General features: G+C 50.5%; 21 protein-coding genes. 1 reads left to right on the top strand and 20 read right to left on the bottom strand.

Translation table 11 applies throughout. The annotated features are described in order from the left end of the window. Positions 1–19 precede the first annotated feature (19 nt). The 19 genes from CBW50_RS01855 to rfbB form a co-directional block, all read right to left on the bottom strand. Positions 20–1,096: a DUF1972 domain-containing protein gene (locus tag CBW50_RS01855; protein ID WP_086143911.1), complete on the bottom strand. Its 1,077-nt coding sequence runs from the start codon at positions 1,094–1,096 to the stop codon at positions 20–22. 68 nt (positions 1,097–1,164) lie between these two features. Next, positions 1,165–2,295: a glycosyltransferase family 4 protein gene (locus CBW50_RS01850; protein WP_086143910.1), complete on the bottom strand. Its 1,131-nt coding sequence runs from the start codon at positions 2,293–2,295 to the stop codon at positions 1,165–1,167. 2 nt (positions 2,296–2,297) lie between these two features. Further along, the gene (locus tag CBW50_RS01845) at positions 2,298–3,500 is read right to left on the bottom strand and encodes a hypothetical protein (RefSeq protein ID WP_086143909.1); all 1,203 of its coding nucleotides are present in this window, start codon (positions 3,498–3,500) and stop codon (positions 2,298–2,300) included. Between the two features lie 3 nt (positions 3,501–3,503). Beyond that, entirely contained in the window at positions 3,504–4,988 is a 1,485-nt protein-coding gene (locus CBW50_RS01840) for a hypothetical protein (protein WP_086143908.1), read from the bottom strand. Continuing rightward, a complete protein-coding gene (locus CBW50_RS28600; protein WP_139842375.1) occupies positions 4,981–5,853 on the bottom strand; it encodes a phytanoyl-CoA dioxygenase family protein in 873 nt (290 codons plus the stop codon). Before CBW50_RS28600 ends, CBW50_RS01840 begins: the two co-directional genes overlap by 8 nt. Next, complete coding sequence (locus tag CBW50_RS29855) at positions 5,850–6,395, bottom strand: DapH/DapD/GlmU-related protein (RefSeq protein ID WP_086143907.1); 546 nt, start codon at positions 6,393–6,395, stop codon at positions 5,850–5,852. The genes CBW50_RS28600 and CBW50_RS29855 overlap by 4 nt, the downstream gene beginning before the upstream one ends. Further along, positions 6,392–7,627, bottom strand: coding sequence for a lipopolysaccharide biosynthesis protein (locus tag CBW50_RS01830; RefSeq protein WP_139842374.1), 1,236 nt, complete (start codon positions 7,625–7,627; stop codon positions 6,392–6,394). Before CBW50_RS01830 ends, CBW50_RS29855 begins: the two co-directional genes overlap by 4 nt. Before the next feature lie 177 nt (positions 7,628–7,804). Next, a complete protein-coding gene (gene pseI, locus CBW50_RS01825; RefSeq protein ID WP_086143905.1) occupies positions 7,805–8,863 on the bottom strand; it encodes a pseudaminic acid synthase in 1,059 nt (352 codons plus the stop codon). Further along, positions 8,856–9,065: an N-acetyltransferase family protein gene (locus CBW50_RS30260; protein ID WP_367301819.1), complete on the bottom strand. Its 210-nt coding sequence runs from the start codon at positions 9,063–9,065 to the stop codon at positions 8,856–8,858. The genes pseI and CBW50_RS30260 overlap by 8 nt, the downstream gene beginning before the upstream one ends. A gap of 303 nt (positions 9,066–9,368) precedes the next feature. Next, complete coding sequence (gene pseG / locus CBW50_RS01815) at positions 9,369–10,355, bottom strand: UDP-2,4-diacetamido-2,4,6-trideoxy-beta-L-altropyranose hydrolase (RefSeq protein ID WP_086143903.1); 987 nt, start codon at positions 10,353–10,355, stop codon at positions 9,369–9,371. Then, complete coding sequence (locus CBW50_RS01810) at positions 10,352–11,641, bottom strand: aminotransferase class III-fold pyridoxal phosphate-dependent enzyme (RefSeq protein ID WP_086143902.1); 1,290 nt, start codon at positions 11,639–11,641, stop codon at positions 10,352–10,354. Before CBW50_RS01810 ends, pseG begins: the two co-directional genes overlap by 4 nt. 1 nt (position 11,642) lies before the next feature. Next, the gene (locus CBW50_RS01805) at positions 11,643–12,422 is read right to left on the bottom strand and encodes an NTP transferase domain-containing protein (protein ID WP_086143901.1); all 780 of its coding nucleotides are present in this window, start codon (positions 12,420–12,422) and stop codon (positions 11,643–11,645) included. Further along, entirely contained in the window at positions 12,422–13,321 is a 900-nt protein-coding gene (locus tag CBW50_RS01800; RefSeq protein WP_086143900.1) for an aldo/keto reductase, read from the bottom strand. The genes CBW50_RS01805 and CBW50_RS01800 overlap by 1 nt, the downstream gene beginning before the upstream one ends. After that, positions 13,318–14,475: a UDP-4-amino-4,6-dideoxy-N-acetyl-beta-L-altrosamine transaminase gene (gene pseC / locus CBW50_RS01795; RefSeq protein ID WP_086143899.1), complete on the bottom strand. Its 1,158-nt coding sequence runs from the start codon at positions 14,473–14,475 to the stop codon at positions 13,318–13,320. Before pseC ends, CBW50_RS01800 begins: the two co-directional genes overlap by 4 nt. 9 nt (positions 14,476–14,484) lie before the next feature. Next, on the bottom strand, positions 14,485–15,495 hold the full coding sequence (gene pseB / locus CBW50_RS01790; RefSeq protein WP_086143898.1) for a UDP-N-acetylglucosamine 4,6-dehydratase (inverting): 1,011 nt from the start codon (positions 15,493–15,495) through the stop codon (positions 14,485–14,487). 511 nt (positions 15,496–16,006) lie between these two features. Continuing rightward, positions 16,007–16,873 (bottom strand): dTDP-4-dehydrorhamnose reductase, encoded by an 867-nt coding sequence (rfbD, locus tag CBW50_RS01785; RefSeq protein ID WP_086143897.1) that lies wholly within the window; start codon positions 16,871–16,873, stop codon positions 16,007–16,009. After that, complete coding sequence (gene rfbC, locus CBW50_RS01780) at positions 16,870–17,415, bottom strand: dTDP-4-dehydrorhamnose 3,5-epimerase (RefSeq protein ID WP_086143896.1); 546 nt, start codon at positions 17,413–17,415, stop codon at positions 16,870–16,872. The genes rfbD and rfbC overlap by 4 nt, the downstream gene beginning before the upstream one ends. Positions 17,416–17,424: 9 nt before the next feature. Then, positions 17,425–18,312: a glucose-1-phosphate thymidylyltransferase RfbA gene (rfbA, locus tag CBW50_RS01775; protein ID WP_086143895.1), complete on the bottom strand. Its 888-nt coding sequence runs from the start codon at positions 18,310–18,312 to the stop codon at positions 17,425–17,427. Next, positions 18,309–19,391: a dTDP-glucose 4,6-dehydratase gene (gene rfbB, locus CBW50_RS01770; protein WP_086143894.1), complete on the bottom strand. Its 1,083-nt coding sequence runs from the start codon at positions 19,389–19,391 to the stop codon at positions 18,309–18,311. The genes rfbA and rfbB overlap by 4 nt, the downstream gene beginning before the upstream one ends. 999 nt (positions 19,392–20,390) lie before the next feature. On the opposite strand from rfbB, the gene CBW50_RS01765 reads away from it, so the two are divergent. Continuing rightward, complete coding sequence (locus CBW50_RS01765; RefSeq protein WP_086143893.1) at positions 20,391–21,656, top strand: hypothetical protein; 1,266 nt, start codon at positions 20,391–20,393, stop codon at positions 21,654–21,656. Positions 21,657–21,942: 286 nt separating this feature from the next. On the opposite strand, the gene CBW50_RS01760 is transcribed toward CBW50_RS01765, so the two are convergent. Then, complete coding sequence (locus tag CBW50_RS01760; protein WP_086143892.1) at positions 21,943–23,496, bottom strand: DEAD/DEAH box helicase; 1,554 nt, start codon at positions 23,494–23,496, stop codon at positions 21,943–21,945. Between the last annotated feature and the right edge of the window lie 302 nt (positions 23,497–23,798).

The following is a 23,798-nucleotide window of genomic DNA, read 5'->3' as shown; positions in this document are numbered from 1 at the left end:
TGTTCCACAAGCGAGAGCATCAAAACAACTGTGCATATTGGTTCGCGATACGATCCCAGGTATAAAACTCCCCTGCCAGGGCTTGCATCTGCACACCGATGGCCGTGAGCTGTTCAGCGGAACTTGTTTCAAGTATCACTTTCAGCCCCGCGGCATCCGCAAAAGGCAGTCCTGCACCATGGGTCGTAAAGCGATTGAAGTCGCAGTCAAAATACGCAATCGGCAGCCCCAGATACATGGCCTCGACTAACGAAGGGTTGGTGCCACCCGCGCTATGTCCATGGATGTAAATATGGCAATTCCCGCGAATTTGATTGAGTATCTCGGGATCATAAATAGGATCCAACAAGTGCAGATGTGGAAGGTGTGAGTATTTCTTGCGTAAATCTTCACCATAAGAACTGTTATTCCAGTTTCCTATCATAACCATATCCATATCAGAATACATCGAGAAACATTCCAAGATAATATCAATATTATTTTCCGGCTCAATCCTGCAAACCTTGAACGCATAGCGCCGGGATGCAAAGGCGTACTTTTGTAGCGCATCAATGGCAAGATTACGATGCTGCGCATGATCAGCGCCGTATGCGATCAAAACTCCCGTGCGTCCGTACTGGCTCTGGACGTAGGCCTGAATGGCTTGGTTATCCACTACCACCACGTCAGCCGCACGCACGGCAGCCGCCTCGGACTTTTTTAGGAACCATTTGGCAAACTTGCTCCATTTAGCACGACGCCATTCAAGGCCATCGATATTAACAATGATCTTTTTCTTGGTGATAAGCTTAATAAAAGGCAAAAAAATGCATCCAGAGACACCAAGAACCACAATTACGTCGGCAAAACGGCAGGCCTTCAGCATAGAGACCACATCATAAGGGATACTTTGCACGCCGTTGGCATCCAGATCGATATATTCCAGTTTTGCGCCATTATAACTGCTCAGCTTTTCATCATATTTCTTCGCGCTACAGTACACCGTAAATTCATACCGTGTGGCTAAATGTCTGGTCAGATGATCGACCAGGGTCTCCCAACCGCCATAACGCGCAGGAAGTCCAACAGAACCAACAATTGCGATTTTCTTCAACATAAATGACAACCAATTTTCCACTGTAAATATTGTGCAATTTAAAAATTACAAAAAAACGACCAATACTTCTATTCATTCCGAATAGTCGCACTGCGACTTGCACGTATATCCATGATCACGGCGTTCATTTCAGCGATAAATTTGTCACGCATGAAATCTTTAGCGCGCAAGCGGGCAGCCTCGGACATCCTGTGGCACAGTACCGCGTCGTCGACCAGACGCAAGACATGCGTCCGCACCCTGTCAGTATCACGCGAATCGATAAGAAAGCCCTCGACTCCATCACGAATGATTTCCGCAGGCCCTCCTACTGGGGGAACAATCACAGGAATGCCAAATGTAATCGCTTCCAGCACCGTCAAGCCAAAAGTTTCCTGCCAGAGATCAACACGCGCAAGACTCAATACCAGACTCGCTTCGGCATAATATGCCGGTGTATTCAGCGTTCTGGGATGCACCGTCAATTGCGACGGGCAAGACGTATCCGAAAAGTATGCATCGATTTCACACTGATCTCCATTAATGACCAGATCAAAATGAATATCAATCCGTCCAGACAGCGAGTTAACCAGCGCAATTAATTCCACTATTCCCTTGTAATCACGCAGCGATGCGATCATCAATATATTGAAGACACCTTGACGGTGCGACTGGTAAACGGAGCTCCAGCCTTTTTCCTCAAAAAAATGATCCAGTGCATTGTAGATACAACGACTTTTCACTCCAGGAATTGGCAACAATTGCATATGTGCCTTGGATACATACATGTTCAAAGATGATGTCCATCTTACCAAGCTCACCAGAAAATATCTGAGAGGGGCTGGCCGGATCGAAATTTCATGAACATGATAAATAACCAAACGTCCTGTCAATTTCCCATAGATGGCTGCGCCAAATGGAAGCAAAGTATTTACATAAATAATTGCATCTGAAGCAATACTCCTATCGCAAAGAAGTTTAAAAAACAAACATACTTGACTAAAAAAAAAGGTAAATAAAGTGACAAATTTATTCTGTGATCGAATATACCAGTACCTACCTCGTGAAATCTGACAATCAGAAAGAAATCCGTCAGTATTGCCAGAAACATACAGTTTCTCGTTTTTCGCTTCACCTTTCAATGCTGAAATAGTGTCACGCAACACCTTTGGACTACCTGAAAAATCGTTGAGTAAATGGCAAAAAACAATCTTCATCATATTTATTTATTCGATTCTTTTTTATAAGTATCAAAAGACAGCAGCATACAAGCCAGGCCGAAGAAAAGGACATGGCTCCATTCCGTCAGCCCTTGCAATATGATTCCTTTCGCCAACACAATCAACATGATCCAGCTGCCGGTCCATGCATATATCGCATGCGGAGTCTTACGCAATGCCATCCAGACACGGATTTTCCTCACAATATACAGTGCAAAAAAGCACAGCCCAAGCAGCCCGAATTTCAGCACGATCGTCAGATAACTATTGTGCAACAGCGGTATCGTGTCATTGCCATCGAAATCCAGTACACCATCTGGCAATGGAATACGTGCGCCCAGGCCATAACCAACGATAACAGGCAAAGCCCCGCCTTCGTCGAAATAATCAAATAAAGCCTGATTTTCGATGTATCGCCATCCAAGTGAAGGATCGGCATCCTCGGCATTGCTGGTCAAACGCTGCTGTACCACGTCCAACTCGACGATCTTGGGCATAAAGACAACAACAATAATACTAATAAGAAATAACTTCCGCATGATTCGAACATTGCTGAAGAGATACCGTCCTATTGTCAATAGCAACACCAGACCGATAAACAAATCAATCAGTACATCGGTGCGTGATAGCGCAGCAATCGTACCGCCAACGCAGAGAAATATCCGATAGCCATAATGGGAGGTATGTTGTGGCGTTTGTCGCAGCAAGGCAATATTAACGATCAAAAAATAAGGGAGCCAACCATGCGAAAGCGGAACATAAGCACCTCGCCAATGATAGGCATCCGCTCCATCGAGATATGCTATAAAGGCAAACATGATAGTGATCACCGATATTGCCACACCAATGTCCGACAAGGTCTGCAACAGAAGCTTGACATTCCCCCGCCCAACCCACAAGGGTATGGCATAGCGCCCTATTATAAAAGCAAATATCGCACCAATATCTCGAAAAATATCCCTTGCATCTTGATGCATTTTTATCGCAAGAAAGACGGAAAAGGTTAGCACCAGGAAAATTGCAAAAAAATCTACGTTCAACTCTGGTGCTTTGATAAAGCGCGAATACCTACATTTCCAGGCAACCATGAGGGATAATGTACAAAAAGCAAAGAAGTAGCCGTTATACATCGGCTCCATCATTTTTTGAGCAACGGTAATGATCAAAAACAATGCGATCACTACCCAACTTCTGCTAGCCAGCATGAATCATCCCACCTTTTCGTTCGCGGCGAACAGCGCATCCAACTTAAGATGAACCAACCGGGCTACACCACTTAATGCAGCCGTATTACCTAGACTATTACGGAAATCAAATGAACCAGGCGTACCAAATTCAACATACGCAGCGGTGGCGTCGATCAAGATCTCTTTCTGAACAGGTTGATAGCTAAGCAGGCGCTCCAGTGCAGGCCTCAGCTCGGAGAAATCGTATACTCGCTGAACGTTCGGAAAGTAACTGTAAAACACCGTTCCAAGGGCAATAACAGGCTTGTTCAAGACTGCCGCCTCAAATCCTACAGTACTCGTCAAGGTGATAACCCCGCGGCTACGTCGCACTATTTCTTTGGTCGGCAGATGCGCTGCCAGTAACCTTACATTCGGCAAAGCATTGAGCTGCCGATAGAAGGACAGCGGTTGCAATGCTACGGCGGAAGGATGCTCCTTCACATACAGCATTACGCCCACAGGCAGACGAAAAGCAATAGCCTTAATGGTGCTCATCTCATCAACATAATCAGTCGCCAACACGGAAGTGGAAGCTTCTGGATGAAAATGCAATGGATAGAGCAAATACGGTTCATCCTTGGTTGTAACTGCATATTCCTTCATCGCTCGATTTAATTTCAGGCGACGAGATAATGAGCGCTTAAAATAGGCAATAGAAAGCTTGACCGGATCACCATGCTGGTACGCTAATGCACAATCTTCACGATACTGGCGGCTATAGCGCCAACCACGCAGAAAATGCTGAATTTTGTCAATCTTAAAATATTTCCCCAACAAACTGATCTGGTCGAGGCCATTTATCTTCATATAGTCAGGAATACTATGGTCAATATGCGCAACATATTGAGCCGCAATTTGTCGCGACTCCTCCGATATGCCACCAGTAAGCCTACGCGCAAATAGATTTCCAATGGTGACATCATCTGCCAATGCGCCAGTGCTGCTCAACTCAATGCGTCCGGGTATTCTCGATGGGCTAAGGCTAAGAAATGGCAAGCCAACAGCTTGCGCCTGTTCAAAAGCAGCAATGGCGAAACTATTGCTGACCGGTTCGTACAGGACAGCCGTGACTTCTTCTTCGATGAAAATTTCCGCAAAAAATCGCGCCAACATTTCGGGGATATCGTGATACTGTACAGGACCATTGGTTTTGAGCGGTGGGGCAATATTCATGGTCAGAAAACGATCGAAATCAGAATACAACGATGCCCAGCTTTTCTGCGATTGCAATGCGGTTTCACCAAGCGGCAGCTTGCTTTTAAGGTAATCGGTAAAATACCATGCTTCCTTCAAACTGCAACTTTCCGCGTACAAGACATCAGAAAGATGAGAATCCAAAGCAAAAACTACACGATAACCTTCAGCTATCAGCTGGGGAGCTAATTCTTCAAAATATGCGCGCGAATATGCTGCTGCATTAATCAGGCATAAAATAGTTTTCTTTTTCAAAATAATATCAGTCATTTATTAATGATGTTGCCAGATCTGGCTGCACATTCGATGCCGGAGCCACAATCAATGGAGAGCGAAAAATAGATTCAGTTACGGAATAACGGAGCTGTATCAATAACCGTTTACCTGCTTTTGGCAACTGTCCTTTGTGTATTCCAAAGGTATCTTCCATGAACGCATCACCAGCTCTTCCAGTCATGATACGTATCCGTTCCACTCCAAATGCAGCTTCAACCTCAGCGTCAGACAATCGACGATGCTCGGTTAAAGTATTTTGCGTGTGTGAACCGGCCACAAAAACGTGAGGCCCATTTTCTTCTCCCACCTCGGTAGCATACAAAAAGAATTTCAAAAAACGAATAGAATCGTTATCCCTATGGAAATTCTCCGCCTCTTCTGGCTCTTCGTTGCCGGATACCGACCACCACGCCTGAATACTGTCCAGGTAGGGCCGACAGCCAAAATAGGCTGTAACCAGATCAATTAGCCGTCGGTCGTAGGCAATAGCATGCAGTTGTTCGATTTGTGCGGCACAGGGAATCTGTGCCACATGAGTTCCTTGCGGAATTTGATCATGGCGAAACTCGCCCAATTGCACACGCCAGGGATCAAAGCAATTGAACTCAGACAAGGCCATGCGCAACTTGGCAATCTCTGTTTCACTCATAAATCCCGGCATCATACATACGCCGTATTTTCTTAACTCTGTGATTCCAATATCGGTGTTAGCTGGTACACCACGCGGGCGCAGCCAAGTAACCATGTTCGCGAGACGGCTACGCGTTACCGGATTGCGTATGCGTTCCTGTACACGATGCCAAGCACGGGTGATCAACCTCGGCTGAACACCTTTTTTTTCAATCGCCAACAGTTTCACGATTTCCACTCCTCAACTATTTTCGACTTCTGTTTTAACTCACGCGTTGCACATCCCACAATAATGGCACCTGCGGGAACGTCACGACTGACCACAGCCCCAGCACCGATAATGGCGCCATCGCCAATACGCACTCCACCCAATACCGTAACATGGGCCGCCAACCAAACACCGTTACCGATGAAAATTGGCTTGGCGATATGTGGATACGGCAAGGCAGCGGTTAAATCAAGTGTAGCCGTTTCAATTGTCACACCACGTGATATCCGTACATAATTTCCCAAAACGACCGGCGCCATCGCTCCGATCTGACAATCGGCACCTATAATGACATTACTACCGATGGAAATATTTTCAGGATATTTCAAATCCGTTCGAATGTCCAAGCTCAAATCGCCAGCATCGGGAAAGAGAGCCGCACCCTTGGCCAGTGAACAGGCACGCAATATCAATTCACAGACAAGACTGCTTATCTTGTAAGAGCACTTACCTAAGCCGGAGGTGGCCAGCCCGGCAATCAATCCATTAACTATTTTCTTCACAATTCACCATTTTCACTAAGACGATCGAACCAGTACTTTCTTACCGCGGAAATCAGTATTGCTATCACCAAGGGGGATACGACCGCTCCGGCAATTCCAAAAAGCTCGATGAAAAGCAAATTTGCCAATATGGACGCCAACAGAGCCCCGCCCATCATGATCAATAAGATCCAATCCTTATGTCCGGCATATAGCGCCAAATGAATCGGTTGAGTCCACACAACGAATCCCTGGCCCAGCAACAGAAACGGCAACATCCACAGTTTGTCGGTATATTCCTGCCGTGACAACAATAAAATGAGTGGCCACGCGGTCACGCAGATAGCAGCAGACAGCCCCACACAACAAATCAGCAATCGCTTCATTACGTGCTGCATGTATTCCCGCCTTCCCTTGAGTTTTTGTCCAAATCGCATCAATAACTCTGGCAGCGCAATATTTGTTACCACCGTTTGCGCAACAGAACCCAGCGTATTGGCGAGGGTCTGAAAAAATGAAAATACGCCAACCGAGCTTGGCCCAAGCAGCATTTGCAAAATAAACCGCTCCAAATTTCCCTGCAGAACAGTTGCAGCGGAAATAAAATAATAGGCGCGCGCATTATACAAACCACGAAAAAGATAATTTTTTCTTGGCCTGCACTTGCATACAATCAACTCTCTCAGTATCCAAACACCCCAAATAACACCCAACAAGGAAAATATGGCCCATAAAAATAAAATGTCGCGCAGCACATTTTCGTTGGAATGCAGGAAAAAGAATGCAATAGGCTGCCAAGCCGCCGTACGCAGGAAACCGATAAATATCGAGTGCACGGGCTGCCTGTTTAGTATCAGATAACGCGATATTTCCTGCATTATTGTTCCGCTAAACAACAAAATACCCAAGTACAGTAAACTTAAGGTATCTGTCGTAAAGTTCAATATATGCGCAGCTAGTAGTCCCAACAATGTGGCCAATGGCGCCGTGAATGTCAACAAACGGCGGTGAACACGCATTAGTACCTTAAGCCGCTGCTGACTCGCACTGCGCGCAAATCGCCTTGATGTAAAAGTATGAAACTCCAATCCTGCCATGTAAATGGCAACAGATTCCATGGCGACAGCCAGTCCGTATAGCCCCATGATTGCCGGACTCGTGTAACGCAATAAAAGCAGCATGAAACCAAGACGTATTGCCAACCCACCACCATGAATGGCCATGGAAAACATACCAGATCTGATTTCACTCATATTTTAAAATGCCATCTTTCATCACATTGCGCAACTTACTCGTAGTTTCTATATTTAGGCCCCTCACTACCAGATAAAAATAGCGCGGAAAGAAAAATATGCGGACAAGTCATCAGATACTGCAGCCGAGGCAGAATTCTTCGCCTCGGCTGCAGTATTACTGTAGATCACGAAACTCTATCCCAAAATAATGTTCCAATTAAGCGCAGTGCCGGCCTTCACATCGTGTTTGACGGGTTGTCCCATCACTAATTCATAGTGCTTGGTTGGCAAGCCCAGTCCCGGACGAATAGCGCGCAGGTTCTGCGGCGTCAGGATATCGCCAGCTTTCATGTCTTTGGTAATGTACAAGGAGCGGCGGAACATTAACGATTTCTTTTCTTTTTCGGTGACGCCATAACTGATCTTGCCCAGTGCCTGCCAGGCGCGCTCCGTTTCAACGACCAGCGATTGCATTTCGTGCGGTTCCATGGAAAAGGATGAGTCAACACCACCATCGGCCCGGTTCAGCGTGAAGTGTTTTTCAATCACAGTTGCACCAAGTGCCACGCTGGCAATCGACACGCCCACGCCCATGGTATGGTCAGACAAGCCAGCTTCGCAATCAAACATCGCGCGTAAATGTGGAATCGTCAGAATATTAGTATTTTCCGGCGTAGCAGGATATGTACTGGTGCATTTAAGCAAGATCAAGTCCTTGCAACCGGCTTCGCGCGCAGCGCGCACCGTCTCATCCAGTTCTGCGATGCTGGCCATGCCGGTCGAGATAATTAATGGTTTACCAGTGGCGGCCACGCGGCGTATCAATGGCAGATCGGTATTCTCAAACGAGGCGATCTTGTAGCAATCCATGTCCAGTGTTTCCAGRAAATCGACCGCCGTATCATCGAACGGAGTGCTGAACGGAATCATTCCCAATTCACGAGCGCGATCAAAAATCGGCTTATGCCACTCCCACGGCGTATAGGCTTCACCATACAGCTTGTACAGGGAAGTTCCTGTCCACAAACTATTCGGATCACTGATATGAAATTCACGTTCGTCCAGATCGAGCGTCATGGTATCGGGTGTATACGTCTGAATTTTCAGCGCATGCGCTCCCGTTCTTGCAGCCGCCTCGACGATTTCCAGCGCGCGTTCCAGCGACTGGTTGTGATTACCGGACATTTCGGCAATCACGAAAGGTGGATGATTCTTGCCTATCAGGCGGTTACCAATTTTGATGGAGTCAGTCATATTGCAACACCTTCTTAAAATAGCTAGTGGAGTCTCTTGCATAATCAACAGCAAGGAACAGACGGTGCGAAGGCTGGTTATCGGCCAGTACTTCCGCCCGTATTATTGTTATATCAGAACGCATATTGCGCAGCCATTGTTCCGCACTGGCAAGCAGTTCAGAACCGCGACCATGCTTTTGCATACCCGGTGAGAGATAAATGATACTTCCGTACTGTTTTGCACTACGTCAAAACAAACCATGCCAACTGGTTGGCCATCGTACTGCTGGCCAACGATCATGGTTCTCCAGCGGAGTGGGCGCGCTGTTGCGCGACACCGCGCGAATCGAATCATGATTGCGCCAAGGCATCAAGTTGGCCGAATCCGCCTCACTGGCAGCATGCAAGACAACCGAGCACATACCGAGCTTACGCGCCACGCGTGCTGCGCCACATCCATCAACTATGGCATGGCTTTGCTGTGACAGGAACTGCCGCAAGGCCGGATTATCAAGCAAGGAGGTCTAATGGAGCAGCAACCGTTCCTCCAATTCAGGCCCTAGACGAATATCCGGTGCATACACCAGGCCACCGAGCGCGGCGTCATCAACCAGTTGTCGTTGATTTTCGGCCACGGACAAAGTCAGGCTCGGCAAGCCCAGGCTGCAACGCTCCCACATCGCCGTCCCGCCGGCACCAATGGCAAGGTCGGCTGCCGCCGTCAATTCAGCCATGCGCGAGGTCTGTACATGGCAAATAAAACCGTGCTGCAAGCATACATCTTCAATCGCCTCGCGCGCCGGATGATGCGTGCCAATCACCACATCGACCTGTATGTCCGGCCGGCTTGCCCGGACCAGCGCGGCGATGGCCGGCATCGTGTAATTACCTGCATCGATACCGCCAAAGAACACCAGAACACGGCTTACCGCAGCCCCCCGCGGACCACACTCAGCGCGCCAGTGGACAAACTCATTCCTCAGCAAGGCATGTTTAGGCCCCAGCAACATTAAACAAGCCGACGGCAGCAAGCCGTCGTAACGTTGCCGCATATCATGATAATAGTTTTGATCCAACAAAATATTGCAATCGTGCGCGCGGTCAGCCAGGTCATCGATTACCATGATCTTCTGCACAAACGCCCTGGCCGCCTGCTCCCAGCGCGCATCAAGTGCGTAATGATCGACAATGACCCAGTCCGCTGTGGGCCGTTCCGACAGCAGCGCGCGCACCTCGGTAAGCTCTTGCTCTAGAGGAACCCCCAGCCACGCCATATGCGGAGGCGACATACCCGCCTCCGTTGTCTCACTGGGCTCAGCTGCTGCGAGGCTGAGTACCTCGAATTGCTGTGCGCGAAGCCAGTCAATATAGTTGCCCGGAAGTTCCCGACAAATGAAGGTGATCGTCGCTCCACGCGACCTGAGCTCTTCGGCCAAGGTCGAGCAGCGCATGACATGTCCGCCTCCCATGTGCAAGGAGGCATCCACGCGAATAACGACGGAACTATTCATCGTACCTTGAACAGTGGTTCCAGCGGCTTGCAACGCAACATACTTTCCAGATTACCATCCTTGACGCCAGCAACCAGCATGGGCACTATTTCTTCATAGGCAGCAAACAGTTTTCCGAGATCGCTGTCGCTATGGCTATAGTTGACGTTATGCGTACCGAAAGTCAAAATACCGCGCGCCAGCATTTCTTGCATGAACAAGGTCTTGATCTGCCATTGCGTATAGGGGCCAGCATCCTTGATCAACACAAAGCTCCAGCTTGGATGGCCAGCAATACTCATGATGTGCTGTGCGGCATTCGCCTCGATGATGGCATTGATACGGTCGATAATTTTCTGGCCCTGCTCCCGGATCCTCGCCACTACCGGTTCGCGCTGCAGTTTCTCCATCGTCGCTAGGGCCGCCGCCAGCGACAGCGTTTCGCCTCCGAAGGTAAACGAAAAGAAAATCTCGTCCATCAGCTTCATCACATCGGCCCGGCCAGCCACAGCCGATACCGGATAGCCATTCGCCAGTCCCTTGCCGAAGGTCGCCAGGTCAGGTGTGACGCCGAACAGTTCTTGCGCGCCACCATTGGCGTACCGGAAACCCGTGATGGTTTCATCGAAGATCAACAGAGCGCCGTGCTTATGGGCCAGCTCCTTGACCCCCTCCAGGAAGGCGTCCTTCGGCTGGTACACATTCATCGGCTCAAGAATCACGGCCGCAATCTGCCCGGGGAAATCGGCGAACAACTTTTCAAGTGATGCCAGATCGTTATACGCAAACGTATGCGTCAACTCACGTGTAGCGACTGGCACACCGCGGTTGCGCGCGGTCGAACCAATATACCAGTCCTGCCAGCCATGGTAGCCACATACAGCCACATGCTCTCGATTGGTGTAGGCGCGCGCCAAACGAATGGCGCCGGACGTGGCGTCCGAACCATTTTTCCCGAAACGCACCATCTCAGCGCAAGGAACGATTTCGCAAATTTTTTCAGCGACCAGCATTTCAATCTGATGCGGCAGGCTGAAAATCACTCCCTCATCCAATTGCGCTTTCACCGCGTTGGTCACATCCTCGTCGTTGTAGCCCAACGTGATAGAGGCCAGGCTGCTGATGAAATCGATGTACTCGTTGCCATCAACATCCCATACATGGCTACCCTTGCCGCGTTGAATAAAATACGGCGAAACACCAAAAGGATATTGCGTTTTGCTCTTGCTGAAAGTCTGAGAGCCGAGCGGGATCGTTTTAAGGGCGCGTTCCAATAATTCCTCAGAGCGTTGATAGCGTGTAGACATATTAGTTCTCAATAGTGTGGGTGATAATCGATACGGCATCGGCAGCGAGTGATTTCTGCAATCCCTCGTTACGTCCATGCATGGTGTTCCAATTTGCTAATTCAGGGCGCCGCTCCAACAGCAACAAGACGTCCTGCATGGAAAAGCGCTTGTTTTCCCGATAAAGTGCTTCATAAATAATGGAAACCAGCTCAAAATCTTTCGGCTCATCCACGGTCCAGCGCAAATGCGACCAATCCCTTACACTGCGGTACACGCCAACCTTGTAACGTTGCGCCTGCTGGTGGATAAAGGGTGTGACATGCTCGCGCTGCGACGGCAGGCGCGCCTCTTGCCACGCATCATCCAGGCAAGAGGCACGGAAAATCTCCACATCGAGTCCATCTGGATAGGTGGCCTCGACACAATTGCTGACATAGTCGTAGTCACCTGCTAGATAAAAAGTGATAACCTCATCGATCAATGCTGGATCGGTCAGTGGACAATCGGCCGTTAAACGGACTATATGTTCAGGAGAAAACGTTTGCGCTGCCTGGTGAAAACGCTCAAGCACGTCATTCAAATCGCCCCTGAAACAATCAATACCATTTGCCTGACACAATGCTTCAATGGCGTCATCCGGCGCTTCACTGCTGGTGGCCACCAGCAAGTGATCGATCTGGCGTACGTCACGCAAGCGCTCAAGCTGACGCAGCAGCATCGGCTCGCCCAACAAAGGCATGAGCACCTTGCCTGGCAGCCGCGACGACGAAACACGAGCTTGCAATATTGCAAGTATCATTACTTCTCCTTTGTCTGTTGCCACAAGGCAGGATTGACGATCCTTTCATCGCTGATCGCAAAGGCCTCATAGCCCACATGCTCTCCGCCCGCAGCCATATATCCCGCCGCCATGCATATTTCTTGCAGTTGCACACTAGAATTGACGCCACAAACGACTTGGTCGATTTCTTCCAGGCCAGTCACAAAACCCAGCGCGGCTTGCAGCGGCGTCAAGCCTTGCGCAGCGATACAGCGGTGATAGGTAGCCAGGTGCTCGCGCACGCCATCAAAATGTGCCGGTAGATCGCAGGGCTCCATCAATAGCAAACCTTGCAGGAAAACAGAGCGGGCATGTATTTCAACACCCGCTTGCTTCAACTTGCGTAAATGGCCGGCATGCAACAGACGCTGATCTAGTACATTGATGGGCAATTGAATCAGATCGATCGGAAAACGCGCCAACACGGCATCAATCTGCTGCCCGGTATATACGGACACCCCAATTTTTCTCACCAGGCCACGCGCCTTCAACTGCACCATGCGTTCCATCAATACTTCGCCACCAGGCAACAGCAAATCATCCACCCGGTGTATCAGCAGGCCATACACAGCGGTGCGCTGCAGTTTCAGCAACGAGACATGCAAACTCTCTTCCAGTTGTTGCGCATCAACAGCACCTAACACGGCTCCGGAAAACTGCGGCGTCTTGGTCACGATATCGAAAGACGTGTCTGCCGCCATGGTACGTCCGAGCACAGCTTCGCTATCACCGTATAGCGCCGCAGTATCGATCAATTTCAATTTCAGCTCGGCCGCAGCTGCCAAAATGGCTGCAACTTCCAACTGACAGACCTTGCCCGCCGCATTTGCAATACCATAATCGAGTCCGAACTGTACTGCACCCAATCCAATTTTCATTTCAGCGCTTTCCGCAAGGCCTCGATCACGCGATCCTGCTGCTCTTCCGTAAAGGTGGCATACATCGGCAAGCTGATAGCTTGTGCATAATAATGCTCCGCTTCCGGAAAATCGCCAGGTTTGAAGCCTTTTGCTTGATAGTAAGGCTGGGTATGCACAGGAATATAGTGCAGATTGACACCAATTGACTGCGCGCGCAGCGCGTCAAAGATGGTGCGGTGTGACTGTGTCAGGCGCTCGGTTTGCAGGCGAATTACGTACAAGTGCAAGCCCGAATAGCCATCCGTATGCTGCCATGGCGTAATAACCGGCAATTCCGCCAGCAATGTATCATAGCGACGCGCCATAGCATGGCGGTAGGCCACGAATTCATCGAGCCGAGCCATCTGGCTCAAGCCGAGTGCCGCCTGCATATCCGTCATACGATAGTTGTAACCGAGTGTGATCTGCTGATAATACCAGGCGCCATCGGGCGCATGCGTCATCTGCTCCGGATCGCGCGTAATGCCATGGCTACGCAGTTGCTGCAAGCTGATCGCCAGATCCGCATTCTGTGTCGTGGCCATACCGCCTTCGGCGCTGGTGATAATTTTCACTGGGTGAAAACTGAAAACGGTAATGTCGCTATAGCGGCAATTGCCGATCGGCTCACCACGATATTTTCCGCCGATCGCATGCGAAGCGTCTTCGATAATCTTGAAGCCATATTCCTGGCTCAGGGCATAGATGGCGGCCATATCACAAGGCTGGCCCGTCAAATGCACGGGAATCAGCACTTTCGGCAAACGCCCGGCTTGTTTCGCCTGCGCAAGCTTTTGCGTCAATGCCTCGATGCTCAGATTGTAGGTACGGGCATCAATATCGACAAAATCAATATCAGCGCCACAATATAAAGCGCAATTGGCGCTGGCAACAAAAGTATTCGGACTGGTCCAGACCAGATCCCCCGGGCCGACACCCAAGGCCAGGCACGCGATGTGCAGGGCACTGGTCGCGCTATTGACAGCCACCGCATGGGGGACACAGCAATACTCTGCCACCGATTGCTCAAACGCCGGCACTGCCGGCCCCTGTGTCAGAAAGTCAGAGCGCAAGACATCGACCACCGCCTGAATGTCGGCCTGAGAGATATCTTGTCGGCCATATGGAATCATTGTCATGTTTTACACGGTATGAGTTGGGTCGACGTGAGTCTGGATCAGCTCGCGCAATTGCTCTTTTGTCAAGAAATCAGTATTGCTACCGCTGTCGTAGCAGAATCCCGGCGGTACCAGCTTGGCACCCATCTTGTCACAATATTCCTGCGTCGAGTACTTGGCACTCATCGGCAAGATGGCGTAATAGCTACCCATATCAACGGTATTGAAACTGTCGCTGGAGGTAATCATCTCTTCATGGATCTTTTCACCTGGACGCACGCCGACGACCGGGAAGCTGCATTCAGGTCCAATTGCTTCGGCTACATCGGTGATGCGGTAGGAAGGGATCTTCGGCACCAGAACCTCACCGCCCCATGCGTTCTCAAGGGACCACAGCACCATATCCACGCCCTCTTGCAGGCTGATATTAAAACGGGTCATAGCCGTATCGGTAATCGGCAGCACGCCCGTCGCGCGGCGTTCCAGGAAGAACGGAATCACCGAACCGCGGCTACCCATGACGTTGCCATAACGGACGACGCTGAAACGCAAGTCGCGATTGCCAACGATATTGTTGGCGGCAACGAACAGTTTGTCAGAGCACAGCTTGGTGGCGCCATACAGATTGATAGGCGCAGCCGCCTTGTCGGTGGACAGGGCAACCACACGCTGCACCTTGGTATCCAGGCAAGCCTCAATCAGGTTTTGCGCACCCAGCACATTGGTCTTGATGCATTCGAAAGGATTATATTCCGCAGCCGGCACTTGTTTCAGTGCAGCCGCGTGGATCACGATATCGATACCTTCCAGCGCGCGGCGCAGGCGGGCCTCATCGCGAATATCGCCAATGAAATAACGAATACCGGCATATTTTTCATCCGAAAATTCATGCGCCATTTCAAACTGTTTCAATTCATCGCGCGAAAATACCACAAGACGTTTGATCGTTGGATAGCGTTCCAGCACGGTTTTCACGAATGCTTTGCCGAATGAACCGGTTCCACCGGTAATGAGAATAGACTTATCTGATAACATTTTTATATTTAACTTAAATTGAATGACAAAATTAAGACGGAGTACAGCCTCAGAATACTTTGACAATATTAATCAATTGAAAGAATTCATTTACATATACCATGCTATTTCGCAGCCATATTGCGAGCGCCTCCGGACAATCCGAAAAATGGAGCACCTGGCTGCACACCTGATGCGACAATTGACAACGCATCAAAAACATAGCCAGTAAAGAAAATGAAATATTTCTTCAAAAATAGAGAAATGAGGCAAACTTTTATTTTCAGCAACTCTCGAATGTTGACTTATTTTTTAAAAAAGTACTTTATTGACAACAAAAATTAGCGAAATTAGAACTAGCAAGAAATATTTTTCATTGCCATCTTAAAATTTCCACCACATTTTAACATTATTGAGTAGTCTAAAATGCGGTTTTTCGCTAAAAAACACCTCCTGACGTGCATTCCATGTTGCCCACAATCACATCACCACGCACATCTCAATAAAGAAAAATAGATACAGCTGGTTTCAATCAGGACTCCATGCATAGGCGCAAAGCCTCTTTCCACTCAGGTAAATCGCAGAACACTTGCCGCAGGTGTTCGCTCGATAACAAGGAAGAAGCCGGGCGAGGAGCGGGCAAGGGATACTCACTCGTCGTAATTGCCCTTATCTGTGGCGAGGATGCGAGAGCGGCATTTCGAAGGATTTCCTCAGTAAAACCAGCCCATGTGGTGCGGCCTTGCGCACTCAAGTGATATACACCGCCATGACGGCGCCACCAGTCCGCCCGATCTCCTTCTATCCGCGCCACGATATGCGCTGTAACATCAGCAATCGTACGACACCAGGTCGGTGCGCCATACTGATCCCCAACGATACGCAACTCAGGACGCTCCTGCGCCAAGCGCAGCACGGTCAACAGAAAATTCTTGCCGCGCATCCCATACACCCAACTGGTGCGCAAGATCAGATGATCGATGCCTACCGCCTGAATTGCTTGCTCTCCAGCCAACTTGCTTCGTCCATAGACATTGATCGGTGCTGTTGCATCCTCTTCCGAATAAGGCTCGCTTTTTGCCCCATCGAACACATAGTCGGTCGAATAATGAATCATGGCCGCATCCAGCTTGCGAGCCTCCTCAGCCATCAACCCTGGCGCGCGAGCGTTGATCAGCATGGCCAATTCAGGCTCACACTCCGCCTGGTCTACTGCCGTATAAGCGGCTGGATTCACAATCAAGTCAGGCTTGACTGCACGGATGACGTCGCGCACCTGGTCCAGGTTTGACAAATCCATTTGCGCACGGCCAGGAGCGACGATATCACCGAGGCCCTGCAAACTGCGGAACAATTCATATCCGACTTGACCAGTACCACCTGTCAACAAGATTTTCATGCAAATACCTCTGCATTGGCCAGCAATACGCCCGCATGGTCCTTGCCCGATAGCAGTGGCTCCCCATCGAGCGGCCATTCGATGCCGATGGCAGGGTCATTCCATCGGAGGCTGCGTTCGAATTGCGGCGCCCAGTAATCGGTCGTTTTGTACAGGAATTCGGCCGATTCGCTGGTTACCATAAAGCCGTGCGCACAACCAGGCGGTATCCATAACTGTCGCTTATTTTCGGCGGAAAGGAGAATTCCCACCCAGTGACCGAAAGTCGCAGAACTCGTGCGTAAGTCTACTGCAACATCAAACACCTCGCCGGCTACGACGCGCACCAGCTTACCTTGTGTCTGCTGAATCTGGTAATGCAAACCACGCAATACATTTTTGGCGGACCTTGAGTGATTATCCTGAACAAAATGGGTACTAACGCCCGTTAGCTCCTGAAATTGTTTCTGGTTAAAGCTTTCGTAGAAAAAACCACGATCATCGCCGAACACCTTCGGCTCGATTATCATTACGTCGGCAATCGCCGTCTTTTGAATTTGCATAATAATTAATTAAAATACTTCTTCATTTAACAAACGCAGCAAATATTGACCATAGCTATTTTTTTTCAACGATTGCGCAAGCTTGCTCAATTGCTCAGCATCAATATACTTACGACGGAAAGCTATTTCTTCCGGGCAAGCCACTTTCAAGCCCTGTCGGTTCTCAATCGTGGCTATAAATTGCCCGGCCTCCAGCAATGACTCATGTGTTCCCGTGTCGAGCCACGCCATGCCACGCCCCATATGTTCGACAGTCAACTCGCCACGTTGCAGATAAACCTGATTAACATCGGTAATTTCCAGCTCGCCGCGCGCCGATGGCCGGATTGACGCAGCGATGTCCGCAATCTGCTTGTCGTAGAAATACAAGCCTGTGACCGCATAATGTGACTTGGGCTGCAAGGGCTTTTCTTCGATACTGACGGCGCGTCGCCGCGCGTCAAACTCAACTACACCATAGCGTTCGGGATCCTGCACATGATACGCAAATACCGTAGCCCCCTCCGTACGACAGGATGCCGCAAGCAGTTGGGATTCGAAATCGTGTCCGTAATAGATGTTATCGCCCAGAATAAGGGCAGACGGCGCGTCGCCGATAAATTCCCGACCGATGATGAAGGCTTGCGCCAGACCATCAGGCGAAGGTTGCACAGCGTAGCTTAGCTCCAGCCCCCATTGGCGTCCATCACCCAGCAACTCCTGAAAGCGGGGGGTGTCTTGCGGCGTCGAGATAATTAAGATTTCGCGGATACCCGCCAGCATCAGGGTCGTCAGCGGATAGTAAATCATCGGTTTGTCATACACAGGCAATAACTGCTTCGAAACAGCCATCGTGACCGGATACAAGCGGGTACCCGACCCACCCGCCAGGATAATTCCCTTACGCGGCGTACTCATAACGTTGGCTCCGTGATGGCGCGTTGCGCATAGTTCTGCTGGACCCAGCTCAAATACGCCCCTGACTGGATATTCTGCACCCAGTCCTGATGATCGAGATACCACTGCACCGTCTTGGCGATGCCGCTTTCAAAGGTCTCCACTGGCTTCCAGCCAAGTTCACGTTCAATCTTGCGCGCATCGATCGCATAGCGACGGTCGTGCCCCGGACGATCCGCGACATAAACAATCTGGATACGGTAAGACGCTCCGTCCTGCCTTGGATCGAGCCGGTCAAGAATGTCGCACAATTCATGCACGACGCTCAGATTGGTCATTTCATTCCAGCCGCCGACATTGTAAGTTTCGCCGATGGCACCCTGCTCCAGTACCCGGCGTATGGCCGCGCAGTGATCACCGACATACAGCCAGTCCCGCACCTGCTGACCATCGCCATAGATAGGCAGGGCCTTGCCAGCACGGGCGTTGGCGATCACTAACGGGATCAATTTTTCAGGGAAATGACATGGCCCGTAGTTATTGGAACAATTCGTCGTCAGCGTAGGCAAGCCATAGGTGTGATGGTAAGCACGCACCAAATGATCCGATGCCGCCTTGGTGGCAGAATACGGGCTGTTCGGTGCGTACGGCGTCGTTTCGGCAAACGGCGCATCATCCGGCCCTAACGTGCCATACACTTCATCAGTGGAGACGTGCAAAAAACGAAAAGCGAGGCGCTCCGCATCTGGCAACGCCGACCAATAACAGCGCACGGCCTCGAGCAAATTGAAGGTTCCGTTGACATTCGTCTCAACAAACGCTGCCGGCCCAAGAATGGAGCGATCGACGTGACTCTCTGCAGCAAAATGCAGCACGGCACGCGGCCGATACTGCTTCAGCAGGGCTGCCACCTGAGTCGTGTCGCCGATGTCACCGTGAACAAAAATATGCCGAGAATCGCCATTCAAGGAATGCAGATTTTGCAGATTGCCAGCATACGTCAACTTGTCAAGGTTAATCACCGATTCATTGCCATGCGCCAACCAATCCACCACAAAATTGGAACCAATAAAACCGGCGCCGCCACTTACTAATATCATATTAATGCCCTATTTAACTCTGCACACCAGAACCGACCATTTTAAACGAAGTCCACCCTCCAGACTGTGCTGAACAACAAGACATGGCTTAATAACTTTCGGGTAACATATTGCGTCGTAATTTATGTGCCAGGCATCTCGTCAGGCCATAAAAATGGCACACTTCTCAACTTTTAAATTTATAGCAAGACATCACGACCGTTTCGAGTTTTCCACAGGCGGATGGCATGCTCACCGTTGCGGCACCCGCAATAGGGTGAAGTGACAAATGCTGCGCAGTAGCGCAAAGGTAATCTTCTTTGTTGACAAAGCCTCCCAGCTGCGCACCAGGCATCAGAAAAAACCGGTTAGCCATTCATACCTCGGGCTGGGCAAGACACCCTGGCACTAACTCATCGGCACCCGACCCAAGCCCCATAACAGCAATGCCTCCTTGTCTTCTTCACGCCTTACAGAATGTAACGTCGATGGGAGCTACGCATCGCAAAGCACATCCCCCAAAGGGCAAGCTGGCGCCTGACTTGACGTTCTCGCCCCTACACTGGATAGTGTAGAAATATGTTGCCTACGCCCGGCATCGCCTCCCTTATGATATACGCGCGCGCCGCTTGCGCACCATGGAAATAGCAAGCTTTTACACCTTGTCACAATTGCCTATGATGAATTACCCACAACCCCTTATAATGTTGTCCGCTGGGCTTAGTATCTGTGCCGAACTGAGCAATCTCAAGGAAATTTTTTCTTATGTTCAACTTTTAGCTGCAGTTCCCTTTATTTCTCACCCAGTCTCAGCGCAGCTGTCCAGCCATTAAAAATCAATGATTTGCAAAATACTTCCGTTAAAAACATCATGACTCATTGGGAATTCCGCGCAGAACGCGACCTTTGACGCATTAACGAAAATCTTCAAACTTTGCAGCCAATAAATTTTAAGTTTCCTCACAATAACAGCAGGGACGTAAAATTACCCCAATAACTCTGCACAATTGAAAGCAACAAATGCCTATCGAAAAAAGTGATATAAAAGAAGAAATTCAAAAAAAACACGATGAGTCAGTCTCAATAGATAAAGGCAGCGCCGAACTTAATCTGACAGATCTCGCCGTCATATTATGGCGTGCGCGCGGAATGGTTGCTGGCATTACAATTCTGACCATGGCATTGACGCTCACCACCACCATTTTGACAGGAAAGTATAAGAGTGAAGGTTTTTTCCAGTTTGGCGGCGCAATCCCGATAGTAAAGGTTGTGGATAAGCTGACCAAGGAGCCACCTCCGGGAATCAGCCTGTCGAACTATAAACGTTATGAAGCAGTTTATAGCAGCGCCGAAAAGTATTCTGATTTTTACGTACAAAATAAACTTGCAGGAGACGTCAGTGCCGAATCGCTGCTACAGAAAATCAATTCGCGCGAAGGCATTGGCAATCTGATTGAACCAATTTTCCCGTTTACAAAGCTTGATGCCAAAAAACTTGGCATGGAATCCAACAAAGATGAAAGCAATAATATCATCGGCTTGCGGATTAATTATTCAGCAGCAACGCCGGATATGGCACGCAATACCGTTTTACTATTAGGTCGCTATGTGATGGACGCTATCATATATCAAACTTACTCTGACATCTTGCGCTTCAAGGATATTGAAATATCCACAAAAATTACTAAACTCGATAATGAAATTATCGAGTCAAATGAGAAACTTGAAGAGTTGTTGCGAAAAAACCGTGATTTGAAATCTATCATCTCTCGCTATCCCGCCGCCACAGAGCAGGGAGCACGTCAGGTCGTCTCGGTAACCGAAGAAACCGCTCGCTACCTTTCGCCAACCGCCCAATTAACAACTAATGAAGTTGAAGTTGCGGAAACGAAAGAGAAACTGTTAAAAATCCAGCGCGACAAGACACAAACGACCATATTAGGTGAGTATTACAGAAACACTAAAGCTCTGCTAGATGGAAGCAAATCCGGCGAAGCCGTTCTGCGTGGTCTTGAACCTATCAAGATAGCCACCTTCAAGGGCAAGGATCTGGATAATGAAATTATCAAGGAAGTTTTCAACCGGCTTACCATTGAAAATCAGACCGCGAATAACATATATTTAGAAAAGAGCCGTTTTATTGCCGGGCCAGACATGCCTCAACATCGCACAGTGAGCTTGTTGATAGCTTTATTGACGGGCCTGATCGTGGGATTCATATTGGCCGTAAGTGTTGTTGGCGGTCGTTTATGGTGGAAAAACAACACCCTGAAACTACAAAAGTAAACCCGGCACTACAGATGCGCCACGGGCATCCACGCTCATGGCGCAGCCTCTCCCCTTGGCAATCATCGATCCTGACGCCATACCTGCCTGATAATGATGTCGCACTCAAACATTGGAGACATCCACCCATATCTTGTATGCTCGCCAGGTGATGTAAAAAAACCGGCAATGCTCACAAGAGCGTTGCCGGTTTTTTTTATTCAGACTGGCTCAGAAAAAACTGGCCGGTCGATCTTCCCTACTTTTTTGCCACGCACAGGATACATTGCGTTGACACGGGAAGATATTATTGCTTCAACAATCCCCCCAGCAACGCCGCCACCTTCTGCTTTGGCTTCACTGGCATGGGCGCCGTGCTGCCGGCAACCGGGGCCGCGGCCTTGGCGGGTTCGTACGGTTTCAGGAACCAGGGATCGACCTTGTCGCGGCGGGCGCCGGCGCCAAAGGCGGGACGCGCGCCGCGCTCGGCGGAGCGGCTGTCGCGGCTCTCGCCGGCATGGCGGCTGTCGGCCGGGCGCGCGGGACGGCCTTCGCCGCCTTCGCTGCGGCGCGGCGGACGGCGCTCGTTGTCGCTGCTGCGCGCAGGTGCAGGCGAAAAGCCGCCCAGCTCACCGCGCTTGATGCTTTGCTTGATGAGTTTCTCGATGTCCGTCAGCAGGCGCTCGTCCTTGTCCGAATAGATGGAAATGGCGTCGCCCGAAGCGCCGGCACGGCCCGTGCGGCCGATGCGGTGCACATAGTCTTCCGCGTTGTACGGCAAGTCGAAGTTGATGACGCAAGGCAAGTCGGAAATATCCAGGCCGCGCGCCGCCACGTCGGTGGCGACCAGCACGTCGATTTCGCCCTTCTTGAACGCTTCCAGCGCCGCCATGCGTTCCTGCTGGCTCTTGTCGCCGTGAATCGCCGTGGCGCTCATGCCTTCCTGCTCCAGCACGCGGGCCAGGCGCGAAGCGCCGATCTTGGTGTTCGAGAACACGATGACCTGCTTCAGGTCGCGCTGGCGCAGCAGATGGGCTACCAGGGCATGCTTCTGGTCTTCCGGCACCTTGTAGACCACTTGCGTGACCTTGTCGGCCGTCTGGTTGCTGCGCGCCACTTCGATCGTCAGCGGATCGTTGAGGAAAGTACCGGCCAGCTTCTTGATTTCTGGCGAGAACGTGGCCGAGAACATCAGGTTCTGGCGTTGTTTCGGCAGCAAGTTGATGATGCGTTGCAAGTCCGGCAAGAAACCCATGTCCAGCATGCGGTCCGCCTCATCCATGACCAGCATCTGCACTTGCCCCAGGCTGATGTTCTTTTGCTCGATATGGTCGAGCAGGCGACCCGGCGTGGCGATGACGATTTCCACGCCGCCCCGCAGGATCACCGTTTGCGGTTTCATGTCCATGCCGCCGAAGACGACGGTCGAGCGCAGCGGCGTGTGCTTGGCGTAGGCCTTGACGTTTTCCGCCACCTGCACCGCCAGTTCGCGCGTCGGCGTGAGGATCAGCGCGCGCACCGGATGGCGCGCGGGCGACATGCTGCTGCTGGCGTGGGCCAGCAGCAGCTGGATGATCGGCAGCGAGAAGCCGGCCGTCTTGCCGGTACCCGTCTGCGCGGCACCCATCACGTCGCGGCCCTGCAGCACCACGGGAATGGCTTGCTCCTGGATCGGCGTGGGATGGGTATAGCCCTGCTCGGTCAAGGCGCGCTGGATTTCAGGGGCCAGGCCAAAATCGGCAAAACTCACGGTGCGGGCGGCAATGGGGGCGGGAGGTGCAACAGGGACCGCTGCGGCGGCTGGCGCCGCGTCAGTGGCAATCGCCGGGCTAGGCGTAGGAGTCGATTCAGTTTCAGACATAAATTTTCTGGTGTGCCTCCGCACTGCGGAAGCCATGCTTTCTCAATAAACAACATTTCGGGGCGCAGACAGCTTCGTTTTGCAAGCCATAAAGCATCGTTCTTGCGGCACCTCAGTGCTCCGGGACATGCTGTATGGCGAGTGCGGGAGCGTTAGGGAGGCGTGCTGCGATGGCGGCGGAGATCGCGCCGGCGGAACATCGCGCGCAGAAGATACAATATCAGTGCTGTAAACGATACCCTAATTCACCGCAACTGTACACGGAAACCGTGATTTTTGAGCAAAAAGCGTTCCAGCGACAG

It is taken from the genome of Janthinobacterium sp. GW458P, from assembly GCF_002127585.1.
Taxonomy (GTDB): domain Bacteria; phylum Pseudomonadota; class Gammaproteobacteria; order Burkholderiales; family Burkholderiaceae_D; genus Janthinobacterium.
The sequence above is the reverse complement of the archived record's forward strand: the minus strand, read 5'-3'. Positions and strand labels throughout refer to the sequence as shown.